The 22,916-nt window shown below is 34.1% G+C and carries 25 protein-coding genes; 11 read left to right on the top strand and 14 right to left on the bottom strand.

The genetic code is table 11. The features are described from left to right. Window positions 1–2 precede the first annotated feature (2 nt). The 3 genes from RQM59_RS07290 to RQM59_RS07300 all read left to right on the top strand — a co-directional run bounded on the left by RQM59_RS07290 (window position 3) and on the right by RQM59_RS07300 (window position 1,924). The gene (locus RQM59_RS07290; protein ID WP_349241430.1) at window positions 3–1,052 is read left to right on the top strand and encodes a M28 family metallopeptidase; all 1,050 of its coding nucleotides are present in this window, start codon (window positions 3–5) and stop codon (window positions 1,050–1,052) included. Between the two features lie 91 nt (window positions 1,053–1,143). Further along, window positions 1,144–1,425, top strand: coding sequence for a hypothetical protein (locus tag RQM59_RS07295; protein WP_349241431.1), 282 nt, complete (start codon window positions 1,144–1,146; stop codon window positions 1,423–1,425). 133 nt (window positions 1,426–1,558) lie between these two features. Then, the gene (locus RQM59_RS07300; RefSeq protein WP_349241432.1) at window positions 1,559–1,924 is read left to right on the top strand and encodes a hypothetical protein; all 366 of its coding nucleotides are present in this window, start codon (window positions 1,559–1,561) and stop codon (window positions 1,922–1,924) included. Here RQM59_RS07300 and holA read toward each other — a convergent pair. Beyond that, the gene (gene holA, locus RQM59_RS07305) at window positions 1,921–2,925 is read right to left on the bottom strand and encodes a DNA polymerase III subunit delta (RefSeq protein ID WP_349241433.1); all 1,005 of its coding nucleotides are present in this window, start codon (window positions 2,923–2,925) and stop codon (window positions 1,921–1,923) included. The genes RQM59_RS07300 and holA overlap by 4 nt on opposite strands. Before the next feature lie 43 nt (window positions 2,926–2,968). On the opposite strand from holA, the gene RQM59_RS07310 reads away from it, so the two are divergent. Then, a complete protein-coding gene (locus RQM59_RS07310; RefSeq protein WP_349241434.1) occupies window positions 2,969–3,415 on the top strand; it encodes a type I restriction enzyme HsdR N-terminal domain-containing protein in 447 nt (148 codons plus the stop codon). Between the two features lie 47 nt (window positions 3,416–3,462). Further along, the gene (locus RQM59_RS07315; protein ID WP_349241435.1) at window positions 3,463–4,461 is read left to right on the top strand and encodes a glycosyltransferase family 2 protein; all 999 of its coding nucleotides are present in this window, start codon (window positions 3,463–3,465) and stop codon (window positions 4,459–4,461) included. Here RQM59_RS07315 and RQM59_RS07320 read toward each other — a convergent pair. From RQM59_RS07320 to RQM59_RS07365, 10 genes are all read right to left on the bottom strand, one after another. After that, window positions 4,445–5,119 (bottom strand): hypothetical protein, encoded by a 675-nt coding sequence (locus RQM59_RS07320; protein WP_349241436.1) that lies wholly within the window; start codon window positions 5,117–5,119, stop codon window positions 4,445–4,447. The genes RQM59_RS07315 and RQM59_RS07320 overlap by 17 nt on opposite strands. Further along, on the bottom strand, window positions 5,119–5,739 hold the full coding sequence (locus RQM59_RS07325; RefSeq protein ID WP_349241437.1) for an L-threonylcarbamoyladenylate synthase: 621 nt from the start codon (window positions 5,737–5,739) through the stop codon (window positions 5,119–5,121). The genes RQM59_RS07320 and RQM59_RS07325 overlap by 1 nt, the downstream gene beginning before the upstream one ends. Window positions 5,740–5,807: 68 nt before the next feature. Continuing rightward, complete coding sequence (locus tag RQM59_RS07330) at window positions 5,808–6,509, bottom strand: response regulator transcription factor (protein ID WP_349241438.1); 702 nt, start codon at window positions 6,507–6,509, stop codon at window positions 5,808–5,810. A gap of 15 nt (window positions 6,510–6,524) precedes the next feature. Next, entirely contained in the window at window positions 6,525–8,093 is a 1,569-nt protein-coding gene (locus RQM59_RS07335) for a sensor histidine kinase (RefSeq protein ID WP_349241439.1), read from the bottom strand. 102 nt (window positions 8,094–8,195) lie between these two features. Continuing rightward, window positions 8,196–8,789, bottom strand: a complete 594-nt coding sequence (gene coaE / locus RQM59_RS07340; protein ID WP_349241440.1) for a dephospho-CoA kinase — start codon at window positions 8,787–8,789, stop codon at window positions 8,196–8,198. Between the two features lie 2 nt (window positions 8,790–8,791). Beyond that, a complete protein-coding gene (locus RQM59_RS07345; protein ID WP_349241441.1) occupies window positions 8,792–9,730 on the bottom strand; it encodes a CdaR family protein in 939 nt (312 codons plus the stop codon). A gap of 95 nt (window positions 9,731–9,825) precedes the next feature. After that, window positions 9,826–10,149: a preprotein translocase subunit YajC gene (gene yajC / locus RQM59_RS07350; protein WP_349241442.1), complete on the bottom strand. Its 324-nt coding sequence runs from the start codon at window positions 10,147–10,149 to the stop codon at window positions 9,826–9,828. Between the two features lies 1 nt (window position 10,150). After that, window positions 10,151–10,615, bottom strand: coding sequence for a DUF1573 domain-containing protein (locus tag RQM59_RS07355; protein WP_349241443.1), 465 nt, complete (start codon window positions 10,613–10,615; stop codon window positions 10,151–10,153). 28 nt (window positions 10,616–10,643) lie between these two features. Continuing rightward, window positions 10,644–11,582 (bottom strand): transcription antitermination factor NusB, encoded by a 939-nt coding sequence (nusB, locus tag RQM59_RS07360; RefSeq protein WP_349241444.1) that lies wholly within the window; start codon window positions 11,580–11,582, stop codon window positions 10,644–10,646. 78 nt (window positions 11,583–11,660) lie between these two features. Continuing rightward, window positions 11,661–12,761, bottom strand: a complete 1,101-nt coding sequence (locus tag RQM59_RS07365) for a Glu/Leu/Phe/Val family dehydrogenase (RefSeq protein WP_349241445.1) — start codon at window positions 12,759–12,761, stop codon at window positions 11,661–11,663. A gap of 142 nt (window positions 12,762–12,903) precedes the next feature. Between RQM59_RS07365 and RQM59_RS07370 the strand changes: the two genes are divergently transcribed. Then, window positions 12,904–14,658, top strand: coding sequence for an ABC transporter ATP-binding protein (locus RQM59_RS07370; protein WP_349241446.1), 1,755 nt, complete (start codon window positions 12,904–12,906; stop codon window positions 14,656–14,658). Window positions 14,659–14,737: 79 nt separating this feature from the next. After that, a complete protein-coding gene (locus tag RQM59_RS07375; RefSeq protein WP_349241447.1) occupies window positions 14,738–15,094 on the top strand; it encodes a PUR family DNA/RNA-binding protein in 357 nt (118 codons plus the stop codon). Between the two features lie 57 nt (window positions 15,095–15,151). On the opposite strand, the gene RQM59_RS07380 is transcribed toward RQM59_RS07375, so the two are convergent. Genes RQM59_RS07380 through RQM59_RS07390 form a run of 3 tightly spaced genes read right to left on the bottom strand, consistent with a single transcriptional unit; the run spans window position 15,152 to window position 17,457 of the window. Next, entirely contained in the window at window positions 15,152–16,195 is a 1,044-nt protein-coding gene (locus RQM59_RS07380; RefSeq protein WP_349241448.1) for a chorismate-binding protein, read from the bottom strand. After that, entirely contained in the window at window positions 16,192–17,037 is an 846-nt protein-coding gene (locus RQM59_RS07385; RefSeq protein WP_349241449.1) for an alpha/beta hydrolase family protein, read from the bottom strand. The genes RQM59_RS07380 and RQM59_RS07385 overlap by 4 nt, the downstream gene beginning before the upstream one ends. Then, a complete protein-coding gene (locus tag RQM59_RS07390; protein WP_349241450.1) occupies window positions 17,038–17,457 on the bottom strand; it encodes a PaaI family thioesterase in 420 nt (139 codons plus the stop codon). Window positions 17,458–17,529: 72 nt separating this feature from the next. Here RQM59_RS07390 and RQM59_RS07395 point away from each other — a divergent pair, with 72 nt between their 5' ends. The 4 genes from RQM59_RS07395 to RQM59_RS07410 all read left to right on the top strand — a co-directional run. Continuing rightward, window positions 17,530–18,024 (top strand): IS1096 element passenger TnpR family protein, encoded by a 495-nt coding sequence (locus tag RQM59_RS07395; RefSeq protein WP_349241451.1) that lies wholly within the window; start codon window positions 17,530–17,532, stop codon window positions 18,022–18,024. A 93-nt stretch (window positions 18,025–18,117) separates the two neighbouring features. Beyond that, complete coding sequence (locus RQM59_RS07400; RefSeq protein WP_349241452.1) at window positions 18,118–19,017, top strand: ABC transporter ATP-binding protein; 900 nt, start codon at window positions 18,118–18,120, stop codon at window positions 19,015–19,017. Between the two features lie 20 nt (window positions 19,018–19,037). Beyond that, on the top strand, window positions 19,038–19,892 hold the full coding sequence (locus tag RQM59_RS07405; protein ID WP_349241453.1) for an ABC transporter permease: 855 nt from the start codon (window positions 19,038–19,040) through the stop codon (window positions 19,890–19,892). A gap of 150 nt (window positions 19,893–20,042) precedes the next feature. Beyond that, window positions 20,043–22,916, top strand: a 2,874-nt coding sequence (locus tag RQM59_RS07410; protein WP_349241454.1) for a hypothetical protein, incomplete at its 3' end; no start/stop codon positions are given.

Consider the following 22,916-nt stretch of genomic DNA (forward strand, 5'->3'; position numbering starts at 1 on the left):
CAATGAAAAAAATACTATTTGCAGCTGGTATTCTAACATTAGCAGCGTGTGGTTCGTATCAGTCAAAAACGGCCATTCATAAAACTAAAAAAGAGGACAAGAATTTTGATTATTCTGTGAAATTTGCTCAATCAATTACCGCTAAAGATTTAGGTAAGCATCTTTTTACCTATGCTTCGGATGAATTCGAAGGTAGGAATACTGGAGAGCCCGGACAAAAAAAGGCGGTTGAATACCTAAAGAATTTTTACAAAAATGAAGGGATTGTTTCTCCTTTAGGAGGAGATGATTATTTTCAGGAGGTTCCTGCTAGTTGGTTGAATAGTAATTCAAGAAGAGGGAGTTTAAAAGACTCTGAAAACGTGGTAGCTTTCATCAAAGGATCTGAAAAACCAGATGAGATTATTGTGATTTCTGCCCATTTAGATCATGAAGGTGTTAAAAATGGAAAAATATATAATGGAGCAGATGATGATGGTTCTGGTACAGTAGCTCTTTTAGAAATCGCACAAGCGTTCAATGAAGCAGTAAAAGCTGGCAAGGGGCCTAAGCGTTCTATACTATTGTTACACGTTACTGGAGAAGAAAAAGGTTTATTAGGTTCTAAATTCTATACAGAGCAGCCTATTTTTCCTTTAGCAAATACGGTAACAAATCTAAACATCGATATGATTGGTAGAGTAGATGCACGACATAAAGGAAATCCTAATTATGTGTATTTGATTGGTTCGGATAAATTAAGTACTGAGTTGCATACTCTTTCTGAAGACATCAATAAAAAATATATGAATATCCAGTTAGATTATAAGTACAATGATGAAAATGATCCGAATCGTTTTTATTACCGATCTGACCACTATAATTTTGCAAAGCATAACATTCCTATTATCTTTTATTTTAATGGAACACATGCAGATTACCATCAACCAACGGATACTCCAGACAAGATTAACTACGAAATGTTGCAAAACAGAACGCGTTTGGTATTTCATACGGCCTGGGAAGTAGCTAATAGAGATCAAAGAATCATTGCTGATAAGGCAAAAAAATAAAATTTTTCTATACAATATACTGAAAACCGAGTACTAGTACTCGGTTTTTTTTATGTCCTAATAAATCCGTATCTTAAAAACAAAAACTACTATGGACGGATGGGGGTCACTTACCATGTTAATTAAACGCCAAGAAGCAGCTAAATTTAGAAAGGCTGTACTAAGAGCTGATCTAAAAAACCGAAAGGAAAGTTATTTACAGGATGCTTATACGATTAAAGATGAGTTTAATTTCCCTGAAGTTTCCGAGTTAGAAATGAAAAAGATCAAAGAAACCATCCGAAGGAACTATAGAAGGCAAAGAAAAATACAATTTTTATTTTCGATTACCCTATTGAGTGCTATTGTATATGTTTTATTTTTGATCCTTTAACTCAACCTTAGAAAATATGCGCACCCAGTTTTTAAGAACAAATATCACTTTAATACTCTTTACATTAGTTGTCAGTATAAGCTGTGAAAGAGAGACTCAACGAATTGATGTAACCTCTAAAGAATTTTTAAAGGTGAAAACAATCTTAGAAAATGGTCAATGGGCATGGGAAGATGACTATTGCGATAAAAACCCTCAAAAGATATTGTTTGATTTAGATAAAAAAACAATGATTTTAACTCTTAAAAACTCAGTAGAGGTTGATGGTAAAGACAAGGATACATTTGTTTATACCATTAGGTGGGCTTGGAAGAATGGTTTTAGAGGTAAAATAATTGGCGAAAAGAGGCTAGATAAAAATGGAGATCCAGTTGAATGGGATCTATTTGTTGTAGATAGCAAAAGGTTCTACTGGAGACGGAATGACTGGAGAAAAAATTCGGGTTCTAAAACTATTATTAAATGTTCGCCTAAACATGACGAAGTTATGAAGAACTAATGCATCATCTTAAAGAGTAATTCTTTTAAAATATCTCCCTGACTTAGATTACTGGCTCCTACTCCTTTGCTCTTAAGGTCTGCATCACGTAAAAAAGCAATGTTCTGAGCTACCTTGCGCATTGGGTAATTTCTAGCTGCGGCAAAGTATTCATCCACAAAATACGGGCTTATGCCAATGGCCTTTGCTACAGAGCTTTTAGACTTATCCTGAAGTCCATGAAACAGCAATAATTGAGTAAAGAAACTATTCAACAAAGAAACCGTCATCACCAAAGGGTTATTGCGAGGATTCTCCGCAAAGTAATTGATAATCCTATTGGCTTTTAGAATGTTCTTCTCTCCTACTGCTTTACGTAATTCAAAATTGTTGAAGTCTTTAGAAATCCCAATGTTCTCTTCTATATGCTCTGGGCTAATGATAGTTCCTTCAGATAGGATCAACATTAATTTATCCAATTCATTACTGATCTTACTTAAGTCTGTTCCTAGGAACTCGACCAGCATCTGAGCTGCCTTGGGCTCTATTTGATATTTTTTTCCACTCAACACACGCCTAATCCAATCTGAAACTTGATTTTCATAAAGCTTCTTGCTTTCATAGATCAACCCTGATTTTGCAATGGCTTTGTGCAGTTTTTTACGTTTATCAAGTTTTTTATACTTGTAATTAAAAACCAACACCGTAGTAGGTTGTGGGTTTTCTGCGTAACTGACTAATTTTTCAATAGTACGACTCAGGTCCTGTGCTTCTTTTACAATAATTACCTGGCGTTCCGCCATCATAGGAAATCGTTTGGCGGCGGATGCAATATCTTCAATGGACACATCTCTTCCGTACATTACCTGTTGATTAAATCCTTTTTCAGATTCGTCTAATACAGTTTCTTCTATAAAATCAGATATCTTATCAATATAATACGGTTCATCACCCATTAAAAAATAGATAGGCTGAATATTTCCCTTCTTAATACTAGAAACTATTTCGTTAATCTGATTCATTAATTGTGATCTAAAAAGCGTATAAAATTAGTACATTTAACCCATGCAAGCATTGAACCTTCCGTCCTATGATTTCAAACTCAAAAGTAACGAAAATAAGACGCTAATTTTTGATAATTTCAGAAAAAAATATATGGTCTTAACTCCAGAGGAATGGGTGCGTCAACATTTTGCTCAATTTCTTGTTAATCAAAAAGGATATCCGATTTCGTTGATTGCTTTGGAAAAACAATTAACTATAAATGGCTTAAAAAAAAGAACAGACATTGTTGTTCACAATACGGAAGGACTTCCAGAGATTATTGTAGAATGCAAAGCTCCTCACATTGTAATTGGTCAGGATACATTTGATCAGATTGCTCGATATAATTTAAAATTGAATGCCAACTATTTGATCGTTACAAATGGGCTAGAGCACTATTTCTGTAAAATGGATACAAAAAATGAGTCTTATGTTTTTTTAAAAGATATTCCTAACTACGAATTTTAGCAAATCTTTACCGTTTTAAATAACATTTAAAATGTAAGTTTGCACTCTTGAAAACCGCAATCGTCATATTGAATTGGAATGGAGAAAAATTGCTGGAGCAATTTTTACCATCTATTGTAATGTATAGTGCCCAAGAGGCTGATATATATGTTGCCGACAACGCTTCTACGGATAATTCTATCAACTACATAAAAGAGTATTTTCCTGCTGTACAAATCATTCAGAATACTGAGAACGGAGGTTATGCTAAAGGGTATAATGATGCGTTGCAGGAAATAGACGCTGAGATTTTATGCCTGATCAATTCGGATGTTGAAGTAACTCAAAACTGGATATCACCTGTGATCGATGTTTTTGAAAAAGATGCTGAAACGGCTATTATCCAGCCCAAGATCTTAGATTATAAAAACAAATCTCATTTCGAATACGCTGGTGCTGGAGGCGGATTCATTGATTTATACGGTTATCCTTATTGCAGAGGACGCGTTTTTAATGCATTGGAAGAAGATAGAGGGCAGTTTGACGATATTTCAGAAATCTTTTGGGCATCAGGTGCATGTTTTTTTATACGATCGTCTGTGTTTAAGAAATTAGATGGTTTTGATGAAGATTATTTCGCGCATCAAGAAGAGATCGATCTTTGCTGGCGGGTTCAAAATGAAGGGTATACGATTAAATATGTAGGTACTTCTGCGGTCTACCATGTTGGTGGTGCTACACTTCAGGAATCTAATCCTAGGAAGACTTTTTTAAACTTTAGGAATAGTCTACTAAATGTTGTCAAAAACGTTCCTAAAGAATGGTTTCTATTTGTGGTATTCTCTCGTTTAATACTCGATGGTATTGCCGGTTTCAAATTCTTGATCGAACTAAGACCAATACATACCTGGGCCATCCTAAAAGCACATTTAAGCTTCTACAAGAATTTTTATCGATTCTTAAAGAAGCGTAAGAAATTACAAAAAAAATCTACGTACAACCTTCATACGAGCATAGTTTGGCAATATTTTGCGTTAGGTAGAAGAAAATTTAGTCAGCTTCGATAAGCTTCAAGTTATCCTTGTAAATATAGTAGAGTAAAAAGAAAACAGCTATACCTCCACATAGATGCCATAGCCAGTGTGTTCCCATAGGAAGTAGTTCTAAGGTATAATCCAATGTTCTAAAACTTATGGCCACAGCAAACGTTAGAAGACCTAAAATCAAGAAACGAACGTTTTCCCACCTTTGTAAATAAGCATACCAAAAAAATGGAGTTAGTACAGCTATACCAGTAAAGGTATATCCTACAGAGATTCGGTAATTAGTAGGAATATCAATAAACCTGGGTAATGTCGTAAGTAAGAAAATCCCTAAAAAAATGAGAATTCTTTGCCACCATTCTTTTCTAATCTTTCCAATGAAATAGAGAATTCCAGCTAGACAAACAATCATAATAGGTAACCAATCCATAACCAACCAAACTTGATGACTTCGTGTTGCATGAAAGATCGTCCCTCCTATCCAACTGACAAAAATAATAGGTATCGCAATCCACAGGAATACGTGCTTTTTGGGCTCTTTATAGATCTTACTCACAAAGTATACGATAATCGCTAAAAAAATGAGGTTGCTAAACGTGTTAAATGGCTCAACGGGTATTCTACCTGCAATGGTTTCTTGATACAAAGGCCCTGTATCGTTCGGGAATTGTATTTGAAGCATTATAAAATATCTAAACTTCCTTTTCCTTCTCTTAAAACTTCTGGGTAATCATCGGTTAGATCAATTACTGTAGATGCTTCATTGTCTCCATAGCCTCCATCAATAACAAGATCGACTTTATTATTCCATTTTTCAAAGATTAATTCTGGATCTGTAGTGTATTCCAATACATCGTCTTCATCATGAATGGATGTAGACACTATTGGGTTTCCAAGTTGTGCTACAATAGTTCTCGCAATATTGTTATCCGGAACCCTAATACCCACGGTTTTTCTTTTTTTAAATACTTTAGGAAGTGAGTTACTACCAGGTAAAATAAAGGTATAAGGGCCTGGTAACGCTCTTTTTAATATTTTGTAGGTAGGAGTATCTATTTGTTTTACGTAATCGGAAAGGTGACTTAAGTCATTACATACAAAAGAGAAACTAGACTTTTCAAGCTTTACTCCTTTTATCTTCGCTACTTTTTCTAAAGCTTTGGTATTCGTTATATCACAGCCCAAACCATATACCGTATCTGTAGGATAAATGATCAACCCACCATTCTGCAATACTTTTACAACTTTATCTATCTCCTTTTGATTGGGGTTCTCATTATATATTTTGATAAATTCTGTCATGATATAAAAATACAAAAGCCTAGGCTGAAAATCAACCTAGACCTATATTATATTTGGGAAGTGTTTTTTTAGGACTTGTCTACCATCCTAAATCCTTCTCCGTGTATGTTTAAAATTTCTACATTCTCGTCCTCTTTCAAGTACTTTCTTAACTTAGCAATGTATACATCCATACTACGTGATGTAAAGTAGTTATCATCTCTCCAAATCTTGGTCAATGCTAATTCTCTTGGCATCAAATCGTTTTTATGGATTGCAAGCATTCTTAGCAGCTTACTTTCTTTAGGAGATAATTTCTGTGGATCTCCTGAATCTCCAACAGAGAGGTGACGTAACTTAGAATTGAAAAAGAACTTTCCAATATTAAATTCGAACTGTTCGTTTTCTGCTGACTTGTCTGATTCTTTACGTTGTAAAATTGCTTTTATCTTAAACAATAACACTTCCGAATCGAATGGTTTATTTAAATAATCATCCGCACCAGCCTGATATCCTTTTAATACATCTTCTTTTAATGTTTTAGCAGTTAAAAAGATAATAGGTACTTCTTTGTTTGTAGAGCGAATATCTTGTGCTAACGAAAAACCATCTTTACGAGGCATCATTACATCCAGGATACATAGATCATAATCGCTGTTTTTGAACATGATCAATCCTTCAATACCATCCTTAGCATGTGTTACGTTATAATCATTTAAGGCTAAATAATCTTTTAAGACCGTTCCAAAATTTGGATCATCTTCTACTAATAAAATTTTTTTACTTCCCATAATATTGTTTTGTATTTAAATTAATGGCAGTTTAATTGTGAATGTACTACCAACACCCTTTTCGCTTTCTACAAAAACTGTTCCGTGGTGATTCGTAACAATTTCTTTTACGTATGCCAATCCTAGTCCATGGCCTTTTACGTCGTGAATATTTCCTTTTTGTTCTCTATAAAACTTATCGAATACATATTTCTGTGCATTCTTCGACATACCAATTCCTTCATCTCTGATCTTAATAATGAAATATTTATTGGTACTCTCTGTATATACATCAATCTTTGGCGGATTTACAGAATACTTTAATGCATTTTCCAGCATATTTACAACCACGTTGGTTAAATGAAACTGATTTGCAAACACTTCTGTCTGAATTGCCTGAAAATGTGTAGAGATCGTTCCTTTTTTGTCTAATACCAGCAATCTCACATGCGTAATTGCATCCTCTACAAGGTCATGAATATCTATTTGTTCTTTCGTTATTTCTATTTGATTTTTTTCCAATCTTGAAATTCGCAATACATTTTCTACCTGCGCATGCATTCGCTTATTCTCATCCCTGATCATTTTTACATAACGCATTACTTTATCATTATTACTTATGATCTTTGGATTCTTAATAGAGTCTAGTGCCAAGTTAATTGTTGCGATTGGCGTTTTAAACTCGTGCGTCATGTTATTAATAAAGTCCGTTTTGATTTCAGAAATCTTCTTCTGTTTTACTAATTGATACAATGAACTAGAGAAGGCAACTATAATGATGAATATAAAAAACAGCGATAATAACAATATATAGGAGATTCCCGATAGGATATGTTTGTTCTTTGTTGGAAAGGTTACAAATAAATTATAATCACTAAGATTATCTTCATTTCTAAATAAAGGATATTTATAACTTTCTTTTGGATTGATCGTATAGTATCCTGATTTCAACTTCGTAGCAAATCCTTCACTATTATAAACTCCGTACTTAAAATCAATATCAATATCTCTTTTACTTAACTCCTCTTTAAGCGTTGTGCTAATTTCACGGTTGCTTATTCTTTGATGAATAGGTTTATACTTTTTATAATCATTTAAATAACTCGTAATGTCTTTTCCTCCAAATAAGCTAAATTGCTTGGTACTTGAAAATCTATCTTCATCTACTTGATTATTAAAATCGCCTGTATTGTCTAAAAGTTTGGCCTGAAAAAAATCTTTTTTCGTAGTGATTCTCTTATAAATAATAGAATCATTATCTAAAAAATCAGACGGTATTTTAAAATCTTCTTCTAAAATGGTAGCACCAAACGTAAATTTTTGCTTCCCTGTGGTATCAATCTGTTGTAAAAAGATGTTCTTTATTTCTGCTTTGTTTGCTAATTTTATGTTTCTTAAAATTGGCTCATACTCTCGAATAAATTCATCTCTTTCTCTTAAGGCAATTCGCTCAGAAGTACTCGCTAGAGATTTAATAACATCGCTATCAAATTGCTTGTCTTTACTCTCAACAGCATTGTCTATCCAATACAGTTGCACAGAGATAATTCCTATCAAAGAAATACTCATTAACACAACAATAAGAACAAACATTTTTTTGCCCATAAATCAAAAATAGACGATAATAATCGGTGGTATATTTTTTTAACTTAGATTAACAAATTTACTCTATTTTTAAGAGTTTTTTAACAAATTCATTGAATTCTTTTAAATGTAATTCATTTTTTTTGTTAAAATATTATGAATTTGCTTAACTTGAGAATGAAGCCTATTCATAAAATTATTTGTAATTATGTAGTTAGAAAGCATTATTTTTTTTTCGTCTTTCCATTGATTTTTAATGCGATCAAGCACTTCTTTTTCAGTAGTATTATCTCTCTCTACAACTCTTCGAATTCGTTCTTTTTCCTCAGTAAAAACAGTAATAATAACATCACAAAATCGATCACTCCCTATTTCAAACAGAATAGCATTTTCATAAATGATAATCGCCTTTTCATGTTCTTTTAAGAATTCGCCAAAATGATCATGCACTTCTGGATGTACAATTGCATTTAATCTCTTTAATTTTTCTTTATTATTAAATACACATTCAGAAAGGTATGCTCTGTTTAAAATACCATCTTTATATGATTCTTTTCCAAACTCTAGTATCACAGCTTGTCTAATCTTTGAAGAGTGATTCATCAATTTTTTCGCTTCCTTATCAGCGATATATAAAACTACGTTATCCATCTCCTTAAAGAGACCCGTTACGGTTGACTTACCGCTTCCAATACCACCTGTAACACCGACTACCATACTTATTTCTGTATTAAAAAGTCTATTCGACCTGGTATGATCTTTACATCCTTTACAAGGTCAGATTTAATATCTAACTTCGGAATAAGGTAGGTTAAACTGTTTTGCTTGGAAAAGGCATAGTCACAACGCACAGAGAAAGAGTTTTCATTTATTTTATTAAAATTTGAAAGTCCAACTCTAAATGATAGTTTCACTACCTTAGGGTATGCATCAATCTTAAGGTCATCTGGAAGATTATCTATCTCGAAAGGAACTTCCAACACTCCTTCGGTAAATTTATCTATTGCGGCATTTATTTGTACCGTCTTAATATCTTCTGTAAGTTTAATTGCTGGATTTGACAATTGTAGAGTAACATCCTGCTCAATAGCTCCATGTACTTCATTCAATACAACTTTAGCTGTGCTTACATGTCTTATTGTATCTAATATTCCATCCGGCCCAGATATCTCAACAGAGTCCGGTTTGACGTTTAATACATTTACAAAATCATAGCCAGGCATGAAGTTAATTGCTGCATTTACATAAACTGGAACTCGTTTTGTAGCTAGATAACCAAGGTCAAAAAAAACAGAATCCTTCACAAAGTAATCAATACTCAAGCCTGAGGTCATTTGTTTTTCAATATCTAGTTCTTGCTGATTTAATAATATATAATATTGGTTGTTTTTTGAGCTAATTAAATTACTCGTGCTCAATTTAATTTCCCCGCTGAACAGTTTTGCTGACACCAGTTTAAATCCGGTTCCTTTAATATGAATAGGCACCATCTCCGGAGGCCTGTTTTGCAAGATCCTGTTTTTGGGGAGGTCAATGTAAGTCACATCGAAAAACACAGTGGCCTCATACTCTTTCGAGAATTTAGCCAGCATCCAAAGTACAAATGCAAGTACAACGAAAAGGAAAAAATTTTTAGGTAATGAGCGTTTACTAGCCATTTCAAATAAGTGTTAAATATCGCATTTGATCCGTGCAATCTAAAGTAAACAAAAAAAGTGAGCATTTAGCTCACTTTTTAAATATGGTTGTTATTTTATTTTTTTTCCTTAGGCTGATATTTTTTACTCAACTCTAACGAAATAGCTGCTCTTTCAAATTTGATCTTCCCTGCTCCAGTTTCAATGGTAACAGTACCATCGGTATCGTTGATCTCGGTAATCTTACCATGAATACCACTGGTAGTGATTACTCTGGTCCCTTTTTGAATACCGGCCTGAAATTTCTTCTCTTTCTTCTGCTTATTCATTTGAGGTCTAATCATAAAGAAATAGAGCACTAAAATCATTGCTAAAAAAGGAAGCATACTCGTTAAACTAGAACCTGAAGAGCTCGCTTGTAAAAATATGGATAAATACATCTTATTTTTTTGCTTTAGGAGTTACGTTTCCAAAGATTTTAAGTAATTCAGTACCCGTAGCAGTGTTGGTATACAACGTTACCGTTTTACTTTGTCTGTTTGGTTTTCCAGTAGTATTAAATTTCACTTTAACTTCTGCTGACTCTCCAACCTTTACTGGTTCTTTTGGCCATACAGGAACTGTACATCCACAAGTTGCTTTTGCATCCGTAATTACTAAATCTGTCTTACCCGTATTTTTTACAATAAAAGTAGTCTCAACAATTTGTCCTTCATTTACGGTTCCAAAGTCATATTCGGTTTTATCGAACTCAACTGCAGCTGCACCGTTATTGATAGCTTTATCTCTCTTTTTAGCAACTTCTACATTGCTTGCTTTTACTTTTGCCGATGCGTTTCCATCTTTACAAGAAACGAAAACTATAGTTGATAATGCAACTACAAATAGAAATGATAATTTTCTCATGATTTTAAATTTTTGTAAAAATAATAAATTATAGCAATCCTCTGCCTACTTTAACTAATCTTTTGCTTTCTATAAAGTCTTTAGATAATTTATCCAATACACCGTTAATAAAATAACTACTTTTCTTGGTAGAATAGTCTTTAGAGATCTCTATATATTCGTTAATAGTAACTCTCGTAGGGATCGATGGAAAATTTAAGAACTCACAGATACCCATCTTAATCAATATCATATCTAGGTCCGCTATCCTGTCAGTTTCCCAATTTGGAGTTTTGCTTTCTATATCTTTTTCATATGCTGAATGATTCAGTATAGATTTTTTAAAAAGTTCTGACACATAATGCTCATCGTCAGTATCTTTGTACAAGCTTCCTAAAACAAATGGTCCTTTTGAATTTAGTTTATGTAAGGTTCTTACAACCCAGGTATTCACAAAAGGTACGTCATCTAACCAACTGATCGTGGTATCCTCGTAATAATCTAAAAGCTTCTCATTGGGAGCAATAATCTCTTTAAAAAAACTAACAACAAAGTTCTTGTCTGTAGTAAACGAAGACTCGCCAGAGTTTAAATATGTCTTGAACAATTCTGTATTTCTTAAATGATCCCAAACGATCTTTACATATTCATCGTCTAGTTTCCAATTGTCCAACTTGTGTTTTTCAATATAATCTTTAAGCGAATTGCTTTCTGCTAATATTTTGATTATTGAATTTTCAACAAATTTGGTGTTTGGCACTAAGTCTTCCTTGGTTGCTAAAAACTTCTTTTTAGAGATTTCCAATTTTTGCTTAGCCAATAACTGGACCTCAACCAACAACTGTAGGGATATTACATAAAGGTCGAACATTCTTTTGATACTATGTTTTAGGAATTTTTCTTCCTTTACTATATCACTGTTTTCTGAATGCAGCACTGCATATAAAGATTGCATTACTTTAACTCTAATATGTCTTCTGTTAATCATTTTAAAGAACTTATTTTAAAAAAAAGAGCGAAAGATAAATCTAACGCTCTGCAAAAATATAATTAATAATTGTTTTATCTAAGAATTCTTTTCTCTTTTACGAGCATCTATTCTATTTTGTGCAATATTAAAAGCTGCTCTATGAGTGGTAATATTTTCTTTTTCAGATAATTGAAATATCTCCAAGGTTGTATTAAAAATATTCTCAGTTTTACGCAAACTCTCTTCTTTATTATAACCTTCCAACTCAGCATATACGTTAATAATACCCCCAGCATTGATCAAGAAATCTGGTGCATACGCTATTCCTTTTTCTTTTAATAACCTACCATGTTTTACTTCATCTGCTAATTGGTTGTTTGCAGCACCTGCAATTACCTTTGCTTTTAACTGATGAATAGTATCATCATTTACCGTAGCTCCTAAAGCACAAGGTGCATAAATATCTATATCTAGTCCATAAATATCATTTCCTAACACCACATTTGCATTATACTTTTTACTAAGTTCTTCTAAACGTTTCTCATTAATATCATTAATGATAACTTGAGCGCCTTCGTCCGTAATATGTTTTACCAATGTTTCTCCAACATGACCAATTCCTTGCACCAATATTTTCCTACCTTCAAGTTTCTCCGTACCAAATTTGTATTTAGAAGCAGCTTTCATTCCCATGTATACACCATATGCTGTAACAGGTGAAGGATTACCAGAACCTCCTTTAGATTCAGAAATACCCGTAACATGCGGTGTAACCTCGCGGATAATATCCATATCTCTAGTTTCCATTCCTACATCTTCCGCCGTAATATACTTCCCTCCTAGTGAATCAACGAATTGACCAAACTTACGCATCAAGTCATCGTTCTTTTGCGTTTTAGCATCTCCAATAATAACTGCTTTTCCTCCGCCTAGATTTAAACCAGTAATTGCCGATTTATATGTCATTCCTCTAGAAAGCCTTAATACATCATTTAATGCGTCCCATTCAGATGCATATGTCCACATTCTTGTTCCTCCTAAAGCAGGACCTAAAACTGTATTATGAATACCAATAATTGCTTTTAAACCTGTATCTTCGTCGTTGCAAAAAACGATTTGCTCATGTCCGTCAAAAGAAATTTGACCAAAGACAGGATCGTTCTTTAAATCACTTGTATTTATGATTTCTGATGTCATCTTTTAGTTATTATTTTGAATTTGAGAAATTTAATATTTCTCAAAAATTAATGCGCAAAAATAAGATTTTGACAAATAACTTCAAAAAAATCAGCATCATATTACATATATTTTAACAAAAAGATATTAACAGCAACAGTAAATGAAAGCGTTACGGTATTTAAACAAGTACTTTTTAAAGTATAAATTTAGATTATTACTTGGTGTCCTCATTACCATATTATCTAAATTTTTGGCTTTAGAAATTCCTCAGATCATTAGACGATCTTTAAACACTGTAGAGGATTATCAAAACGGAGTAATTACTGATTTTGAGGTAGTTAAGCACGACCTTCTTATTAATGTACTCATCATTGTTGGTGTTGCTGTACTTTCGGGATTTTTCACTTTTTTAATGAGACAAACGATCATTGTAACTTCTAGACTTGTAGAATTTGATTTAAAGAATGAAATTTATCAACAATACCAAAGGCTTTCACTAAATTTTTATAAAAAAAACAGAACGGGTGATTTGATGAATCGAATTAGTGAGGATGTTGGGAAAGTTAGGATGTATTTCGGTCCTGCCCTTATGTACGCCTTAAACATGATTGTTCTTTTTGCAGTTGGTTTTACTAACATGTTTAGGATTGATGCGAAACTTACCATGTATACGCTCATTCCGTTTCCTGTTCTTTCAGTATCCGTGTTTGTTTTAAGCCGAGTTATCCATAAAAGAAGTACAATTGTTCAGATGTACTTATCTAAATTGACCACATTTAATCAAGAATTCTTTTCAGGGATAAACGTAGTTAAGTCTTACGGAATCAAAGAAACCGTTATTTCCAATTTTGAATCTTTAGCAAACGATAGCAAAGAAAAGAACATCGACTTAACAAAAGTAAACGCATTGTTTTTTCCTTTAATGGTACTCCTTATTGGGTTTAGTAATCTTTTAGTGATATATATTGGAGGTAAACAGTATATCGCAGGTGAAATCCAACTTGGTGTAATTGCCGAGTTTATTATATACGTAAACATGCTTACGTGGCCGGTGGCAATTGTTGGATGGGTAACTTCAATGGTAAAACTAGCGGAAGTTTCTCAGCAACGAATTAACGAGTTTTTACAACAAGATCCAGAAATCAAAAATAAAACTCATGATTCTTTCAATCTAAAAGGAACCGTAGAATTTCGTAATGTTTCATTGACTTACGATGATACAAATATTACTGCATTGAATGACATTAGTTTTTCAATTGAATCTGGTCAAACTATTGCCATTCTAGGTAAAACAGGTTCTGGGAAATCTAGTATTGTAAACTTAGTTTCGAGATTATACGATGCTACAGAAGGTACTGTTTTAATCGATGGTATAGATATAAAGGAGTGCAACTTAGATCAGTTGCGAGATCAAACAGGCTTTGTTCCTCAAGATCCTTTCCTATTTTCTGATACTATTGAAAACAACATAAAATTCGGAAAAGAAAATGCGAGCACCGATGAAATTGAAAATGCGGCTAAAGATGCAGTAGTACACGAAAATATCGTAGACTTTAAAGATGGTTACCAAACTATCTTAGGGGAAAGAGGAGTCACTTTATCTGGAGGTCAAAAGCAACGCGTTTCTATCGCTAGAGCTATCATTAAAGATCCAAAGATTCTTGTTTTTGACGATTGCCTATCTGCAGTAGATACAGAAACTGAAGAAAGAATTTTAACCAACTTAGCAAAGGTTTCTAAGAATAAGACTACATTCATAATTAGTCATCGTGTTTCTTCTGCAAAAAACGCAGATAAAATATTGGTTCTTGAAGACGGAAAAATAAAACAACAAGGCTCTCATAATCAATTGATAACGGAAAAAGGGTATTATAAAGAGCTTTACAGTCAGCAACTTTTAGAAAAAGAAATGTAGTCTTACTTTTTGCTAAGTGAAATATTTTGTTAGATTTGTTTAAAATTTTAAGAAATTTTAACACTTATTAGCAAAAATTATGGCAGAGAGAGTTGAACAAGAAGAAATCTTTTCACAGGTTTTAAGAGCAGGAAGAAGAACTTATTTTTTTGATGTTAGATCAACAAAAGCGGACGATTATTATTTAACCGTTACAGAAAGTAAAAAGTTTACACATGATGATGGGTCTTTCCATTATCAAAAGCACAAAATTTATTTATATAAAGAAGATTTTTCTGATTTTCAAGAGATGCTTCATAAAGCAACCGAATTTATTATTAATGAAAAAGGTTCAGAAGTAATTAGTGAACGTCATCAAAAGGACTTCAAAAAAGAAGAAGTTTTAGAAGAGAAATCTACGGAAAGCTTTACAGATGTTAGTTTCGAAGATATTTAACATCTTAATTCAAATTTCATTTACACGAAAAGCCATCACATTGTGATGGCTTTTATTTTACAATACTTTCTTTAAGGTCTTGGTTTTTAGCTTCGTTTCCTCCCATTCTTCTTCCGGAATACTCTCGGCAGTTATTCCGCCTCCCACATATAAGAAAGCGACATTATCCACAAGCTCCATACATCGTAAATTCACAAATAACTCAGAGTTATTTTGCATATGTATCTCGCCTAAAAAACCGGTATAGTACTTTCTTTCATATCCTTCTTCCCTTAGTATAAATTGTTTCGCCGCTTCTCTAGGTAAGCCGCAAACTGCCGGTGTTGGATGTAATGCTTTTATTAAACGAGACAATCCCTCTCCTCCTTTTTCAATTGCTCCAGTTATCATGGTTCTTAAATGCACTACATTTCCTGCTCTAACTGTTTCTCTTTCATGTGTCTTATGGTCTTTAGAAACATTAGCAATCTTGTTCGTGATAAAATCAGTCACCAAAGATTGTTCTTCTAGTTCTTTGGTATTCCAGGAAACATTAAGTGTATTTTCATATGGCCTGGTAGCCGCTAAAGACATTGTTGAAAAAGACTGCCTATTCAACTTAAGTAATGTTTCTGGGGTTGCTCCAATCCATAATCCAACCCTAGGATGATACCATACATACACCATTGCTCTTCTATAGGTTGCTAGCAACTTCAAAAAAACGTTTATAAAATCAGCGTTTTCCAATGCCACTTTTTCCTTTCTGGAAATTACAATTTTCCTGGTCCTTGTAGTATTGATTTCATGTATTGTCTTTGTTACTAGGTTGATATGATCCTCCTTCGAATTCTCTGAAAACTCCTCGTATAAACCAAAATTCGGATTCAGGTCATACTCCAAATCTTCAGTAACAACTTCAGAAGCTGACTCAGGGATTAAAATAGATGGAAAGGCATTATCGAAAGGAGCAAATACAAATCCAGATTCACTATAGTTATCGGTTTGAAATAATCTATCCGTTTCCTGAAAAAAAGCTGAAATACTTTTTGCACCAGGTTTTCTGTAGGCAACAAAGGGTAAACCCTGTTTAAAATGATCTTTTATAAAACCAACAATATTCAATTCAGTAGTTTTAAAAGTTCTTGTTTTATAAGTGTGTCATTACTCCAAACCAATTCATGGCTCACGTTATTGATCGTGACGAGTTTAAATTGATCCTTAGAGAACTGTTTTTCTAAAAAAAGAGAATTGCTATACGGTACGATCCAATCAGCATCTCCATGAATACTTATGACTTTATTATTCGTTTGTCCCCAATGATCTTCAAACTTTTTTAAATCCTCCTGATGCGATATTTTTTCTCTTGAAGCTTGTTTCCAAATTGGAGGAACCAACCAACGCGTTAGTTTCCATTTATACACATTGATCATAGATGGCATAGGTTCTACCTTGCTATATACCGCAGGAGCCAGTAAGACAATGCTTTTCACTGTCTTTTTTGTCGCCAGTGCAATAGGGCCACCATAAGAATATCCAACAAGAATTACGTTGGTGCGGTCACCTATAATACTATCTAGCATCGCCGCTTCAAAAGAAATAGACTCTTGAACATTATGTGTATCCTTGTAATTATATCCAACCCTATCATATGCGATCATATTTGCCTTTTCTAACAGCAGGCTATCGGTTAAGTAGCTTTTAAAATCCACAGCTGAACCGATGGTGCCATGCACAAAAACAATGGTCGGTAAAGAACTGTCTTTTTCAACGGACACCATTCTATATTCAAAATTCTTAAATCGCTCTTTTGTAAGTTTGGGCCGTACCAATTCCGTTGTCAATTCATCCATAACTACTTCATCAGATTTCGGTTTTGTAAACTGATAGAACATGATGTAAAGACCAATAAAAACGAGCAGAACGATACTAAAAGTAATCTTTAAGACTTTTTTGAATAGTCGCATTTACGATTTTTTGTTTAGAACAATACTTGTCAATTTACAAATAGAGATCAAATCACCCTCTTCATCTTCAACTCGAACTTCCCATAAATGTGTTGAACGTCCTTTATGAATATTCTTCGCCGTGGCGAAAACAACACCTTCTCTTTTAGATTTTATATGATTAATAGTCAATTCAATACCATTAACATATTGCGATTCCAGTTCAATGAAAAAATTCGAAGCAGCGCTTCCAACACTTTCCGCTAATGCCGCCGTTGCTCCACCATGCAATTGACCATAAGGTTGATGAACTTTTGAATTCACTGGCATTTTGGCTGTTAAAAAATCATCTCCCATGGCCACAAACTCAATGTTTAATGTCTCCATCAAGGTATTCTTACATAGATCATTGAAATGCTGCAGCTTTTCGTTTTTATTCATCACAATAACATTTAAAAATGTAAAAATACACATAAAAAACCGTAATTTTGCACCCTCACACAGACTCGAAACATGTATAAAATTCGTATTATTTTAGATACTCAAGAAGATGTGATCAGAACTATTTTGGTTAAGGATAGAATCACTCTGGAAGAACTTCATTTTTCCATTGCCAAATCGTTCGGGTTTGATGCAACAGAAATGGCTTCTTTTTATTTAACAGATGACGAATGGAATCAAGGTGAAGAAATACCTTTGTTCAATATGTCCGATGACCCTGTTTCGTTGGCAATGAATACCTGCATTCTTAATGAAGCATTACCAAACATAGCAGATAAATTGATCTACGTATATGATTTCTTAAAAATGTGGGCCTTTTATGTAGAAGTGGTTGAAATCTCTTCTGAAACTTCAGCAGAACTACCAAAGACAATATTAACTGTTGGTTCCATACCAGATGAGGCCCCAGAAAAGGAGTTTGTGGCAGAAGATTTAGGAGATGACCCTAATGAAGATTTTAATGATGGATTCGAAAGTTTAGACGACTTCGATTTCGATAATTATTAATTGCAATTCTTCTTGTTACATTTCGTTTCCTCCTTGTAACATTTTTGTACCTTACTCGTCATACATACAAATTAACCAACAATTCTTACAATATTGGAAACAATCTTATCTCTTAAAAATCTCGATAAAAAGTACGGACATGTTCATGCCGTAAATAATTTATCCTTTGATATACAAAAAGGAAATGTATATGGGATTTTGGGCCCTAATGGAAGTGGTAAATCGACTACATTAGGAATCATTTTAAACGTAGTTAACAGAACTTCAGGATCTTTTAGCTGGTTCGATGGAAGGCTTTCTACACATGAAGCACTTAAAAAAGTAGGTGCTATTATAGAAAGACCAAACTTCTATCCGTATATGACAGCTTCTCAGAATTTGGCATTAATCTGTACGATTAAAGGTATTTCGACAGAAAAAATTGATGAAAAATTAAAAGCTGTGAACTTATATGAAAGAAGGCATAGCAAATTTAAAACATACTCATTAGGTATGAAACAACGTTTAGCGATTGCTTCGGCTTTACTGAACGATCCAGAAATTTTGATCCTAGATGAACCTACAAATGGTTTAGATCCGCAAGGAATACACGAGATCAGAACAATTATAAAAAATATAGCAAGCAATGGGACTACGATTCTGCTAGCCTCTCACCTATTGGATGAAGTCGAAAAAGTATGTAGCCATGTAGTTGTAATTCGTAAAGGAGTTAAATTATATAGTGGTCGTGTGGACGAAATGACTGCTTCTAATGGTTTATTTGAGTTAAAAGTAGATGGGAACGACTCAAAACTTGTATCGTTATTAGAAACACATACGAGTATTGCAAGTGTAAAAAAAGAAGGGGACTTGATTACAGCCACCTTAAACAATCCAATTTCTGCTACTGAAATGAATACACATTTATTCAATAACGGAGTGATCGTTTCACATTTAGTAAAACGTAAACCTAGTTTAGAGCAACAATTCTTAGATCTTACTAACAACAATTAACCAACAAATAATATTCAGTCATGTTAAGACTACTTACCATAGAGTTTCACAAATTAAGACACAACAAGGCCAGCAGGGTACTATCTATTATCTATTTTGGCTTACTTACTTCTATTGCACTTATTGCAGCAATCAAATTTGACATTGGCGTTATACAGTTTCACTTAGCCGATGCCGGGATTTTCAACTTCCCATACATATGGCATTTTAACACCTATATGGCCGCCATTTTAAAATTCTTTTTATTGCTCGTTATTGTGTCCATGATGGCCAATGAGTATAGCTACAAAACGCTAAAGCAAAACCTGATTGACGGATTGAGCAAAAAAGAATTCATTCTATCAAAATTTTATACCGTAATTGTTTTTGCAGCGGTATCAACCATATTTGTTTTTGTAGTATCTATGATTCTAGGGTTGATCTATTCAGATTATAATGAGATAGGTATCATATTTTCTGATTTAGATTATCTATTTGCTTTCTTTTTAAAGTTAGTTGGATTCTTTTCTTTTGGATTATTCTTTGGTATCTTAATTAAAAGATCAGCTTTCGCAGTTGGAGCCATGCTAGTGTGGTGGATCATTGAAGGAATCATTTGGTTATTACTAATGTATTCTTATAGAGATATTTCTAGCAGTACGGAACGATTTTCTCAAGTAGAGGTCTTTACACAGTTCTTACCATTCACTGCCATGGGGAATCTAATAACAGAACCATTTACCAGATTGGGAGCAGTAAAATCTTTAGCGAATGCTGCCGGAGAAACTATTAATAAGAGCTATGATATTGATATCATGAGTATCATTGTGGTTTCTGTATGGACCTTCTTTTTTATCTATTGGTCCTATATATTATTAAAGAAACGAGATCTTTAAGATCATTCTATATATTGTAAAAGCACCTGCGATTTGTGGGTGTTTTTTTTATACTAAAACCTTATACGTGCTTCTTTTTGCTTGTTAAAAATCAGGGAAATATCATACTTTTTAGATATATTTGACGTTTACACTTACAAATAATCATTCATGAAGAAAATATTACTCCTGACCCTCCTATTTTTTTCTGTGTATACCTATGCGCAAAAAGAAGCAAATTTTTGGTATTTTGGACAAAACGCGGCTTTAGATTTTAACACAGGTGTACCAGTTCCAGTAGGAGGAAGTGCCTTAAGTACAACAGAGGGATGCTCCTCTTTTTCCGATGTAAATGGAAACTTATTGTTTTATGTTGGAGCACCAGACCCCAATGCAAGAAATCTAACAATATGGAATCGTAACGATCAACCAATGCCAAATGGAACTGGATTGCAAGGAGACTCCTCAAGTTCTCAATCAGCATTAACCATTCCAGCACCTGGAAGACCCAACGTATACTATCTTTTCACTGTAGGAACTGCTGCAACGGGTGGTAGTGCAGGTGTACCTGGTTTCTTCTATTATGAGGTGAATATGAATTTAGATGGCGGCTTGGGTGATATTAATACTGCCATTGGCGATGCAACTGGAGCTGTAAATTTATCGGATGGCAAAGACAGTAATTGGACAGAAAAAGTAACGGCTGTTAGAGCAAAGGATTGTAATGAGTTTTGGGCAATCTCTTTAACGGGAAGAACAAGTATAAATGGTAATAATGAATTTTATGCCTATAAAGTAAATAATGGTGGTGTAGATACGGCAAATCCCGTAATTAGCGAAGTAAGGGGTTTTAGAACAACCGATGTAAGAGGTTATTTGAAGGTATCTCCTGATGGTAAGACACTAGTGGCAGCCAATATGCCTAATGGGACTTTCATTTTTAATTTTGATGACGAAACAGGAATAGTAACCAATTATGAAGATCCAAATAACCCAAGTCAATTAAATCTTCTTGGCCAAAACGGATATGGTGTAGAATTTTCGCCATCTAGTCAGGTTTTATATGTATCCACTGGAAACTTTACAGCAGGATCAACAGAAATCTTACATCAATTTGATTTAACCCAAACTATGGCTACAGATATTAACAATTCAAGATTTGAAGTACATAGGTATAGTAATTCAAGAGCTGCCTTACAATTGGGCCCAGATAATAAGATTTATTGGACCAGTCATAATCAGTCTAATATTAGTGTTATTAATGACCCTAATGAACTAGGAGCTGCTTGTAATTATTCACATCAAACCGTTAGCTTGGGTGGAGCTACTGCTAGTCAGGGTTTACCTCCATTCTTATCTTCTTTACTGTTGCCCGTTAATATTACGGATACTGCTACCGGCGAGGTTATAAATAACCAAACATTGGAATATTGTATCGGAGATTCAAAAACATTGGAGCCAGATCCTACGGTTATAGCTGGTAGTACTGGTGCTACTTATGAATGGACTTTTGATGATGGAAGTACGCGTACAGTAATAGCTACTACGTTAAACTTAACGTTAAATAATATTACTACAGCGGATGCAGGAGAATATGTATTGGTAATAAAGCTAACAGATGCATGTGGCAACTTGACAGAATTGACAGGAAATTTTGATATTGGAGTTTTCGAACCGCCAGTTGCTTTAACAACCCCTCCAACAGATGAAGACTTTTGTGATTTAGATGGCGATTTGGTCATTAATACGCCGTTTGATCTCACCACAAAAGACCCTGAAATTATAGAAACTCAAGACCCCGCAACCTTTGAAGTAGCTTATTTTTCAGATGCTGCTCGTACAACATTGATACCAAATCCAACTACATATACCAATGTAAATTCAACAGAAACAATTTATGCAAGATTACGTAATAGACTTGCTCCAGATGCTTGTTATGTTGACACACAATTCGAAATTCGAGTAACTGGACAACCTATTCCTACAGCTCCAGCGGATTATATTGCTTGTGATAATACTTCAGTAGGAACAGATATTGATGGTTTTACAAATGACACCTTCACTCTGAACACTAAGGATACAGAGATATTGGGCGGCCTAAGTGCTGCTAACTATACGGTAACCTATCATACCACACTTCTAGGTGCTCAAACAAGTAGTACTACTGATGTGATCGATAAAACTATCAATTATCAAAACACTACAGCTTTTACGCAAACAGTCTACATACGTGTGGAGAACAATGCGAACGCTGGGTGTAATGACAGTTCATTAACCATGGATTTAGTGGTTGTACCCCAACCCAAGTCAAATGCAATTACCAACATCCTATCTTGTTCTACAACAGGAACAGAAGTGTTTGATCTACATGCACTTAAAGATGCAGAGATGTTAGCAGGGCAAGATCCTACCATCTTCAATGTAGTCTACTACCCTACTCAGAACGATGCACTCAACGATACCAGTAGATTACCAACTCCTAATGCATATTCCAACCTATCGGCCTATAGTACAGATACTATCTGGGCCAGAACATTCCATACTACGCATCCTACTACTTGTAGTGATGCCAATCTAGCAACTACCAGCTTCCAGATATTTGTCACACAAGATCCAGATGGACTCATACAAACACCTGTTGATGTGAGTGATTGTGATGACGCTGCAGATGGAGATGATACCAATGGATTGATCAATAACTTTATTACACTCTCTTCTAAGGATACAGAGATCTTAAACAATGTAGCCTTTGCCAATACAGCACTCTATACAGTATCCTATCATAGATCTGCCGCTGAGGCGACCAATGATGCAAATCCTATAGATAAGGTAAATCCATATACGAACGAAACTGCTGGTACGCAAACAATCTATGTAAGAGTAGAACATAATGACAATGCGGTGAACTGTGTGGCTTTTACAAATTTCAATCTAATCGTACATCCATTACCTGTCTATGCTACTACAGATACGGTAGATCTTAAACAATGTGATGATGATACTGATGGTTTCTCTGACTTTAATCTTACTGAGGCCAATATCTTG

Origin of the sequence: Asprobacillus argus, assembly GCF_032248395.1 — a bacterium.
Classification (GTDB): Bacteria; Bacteroidota; Bacteroidia; order Flavobacteriales; family Flavobacteriaceae; genus Polaribacter; species Polaribacter argus.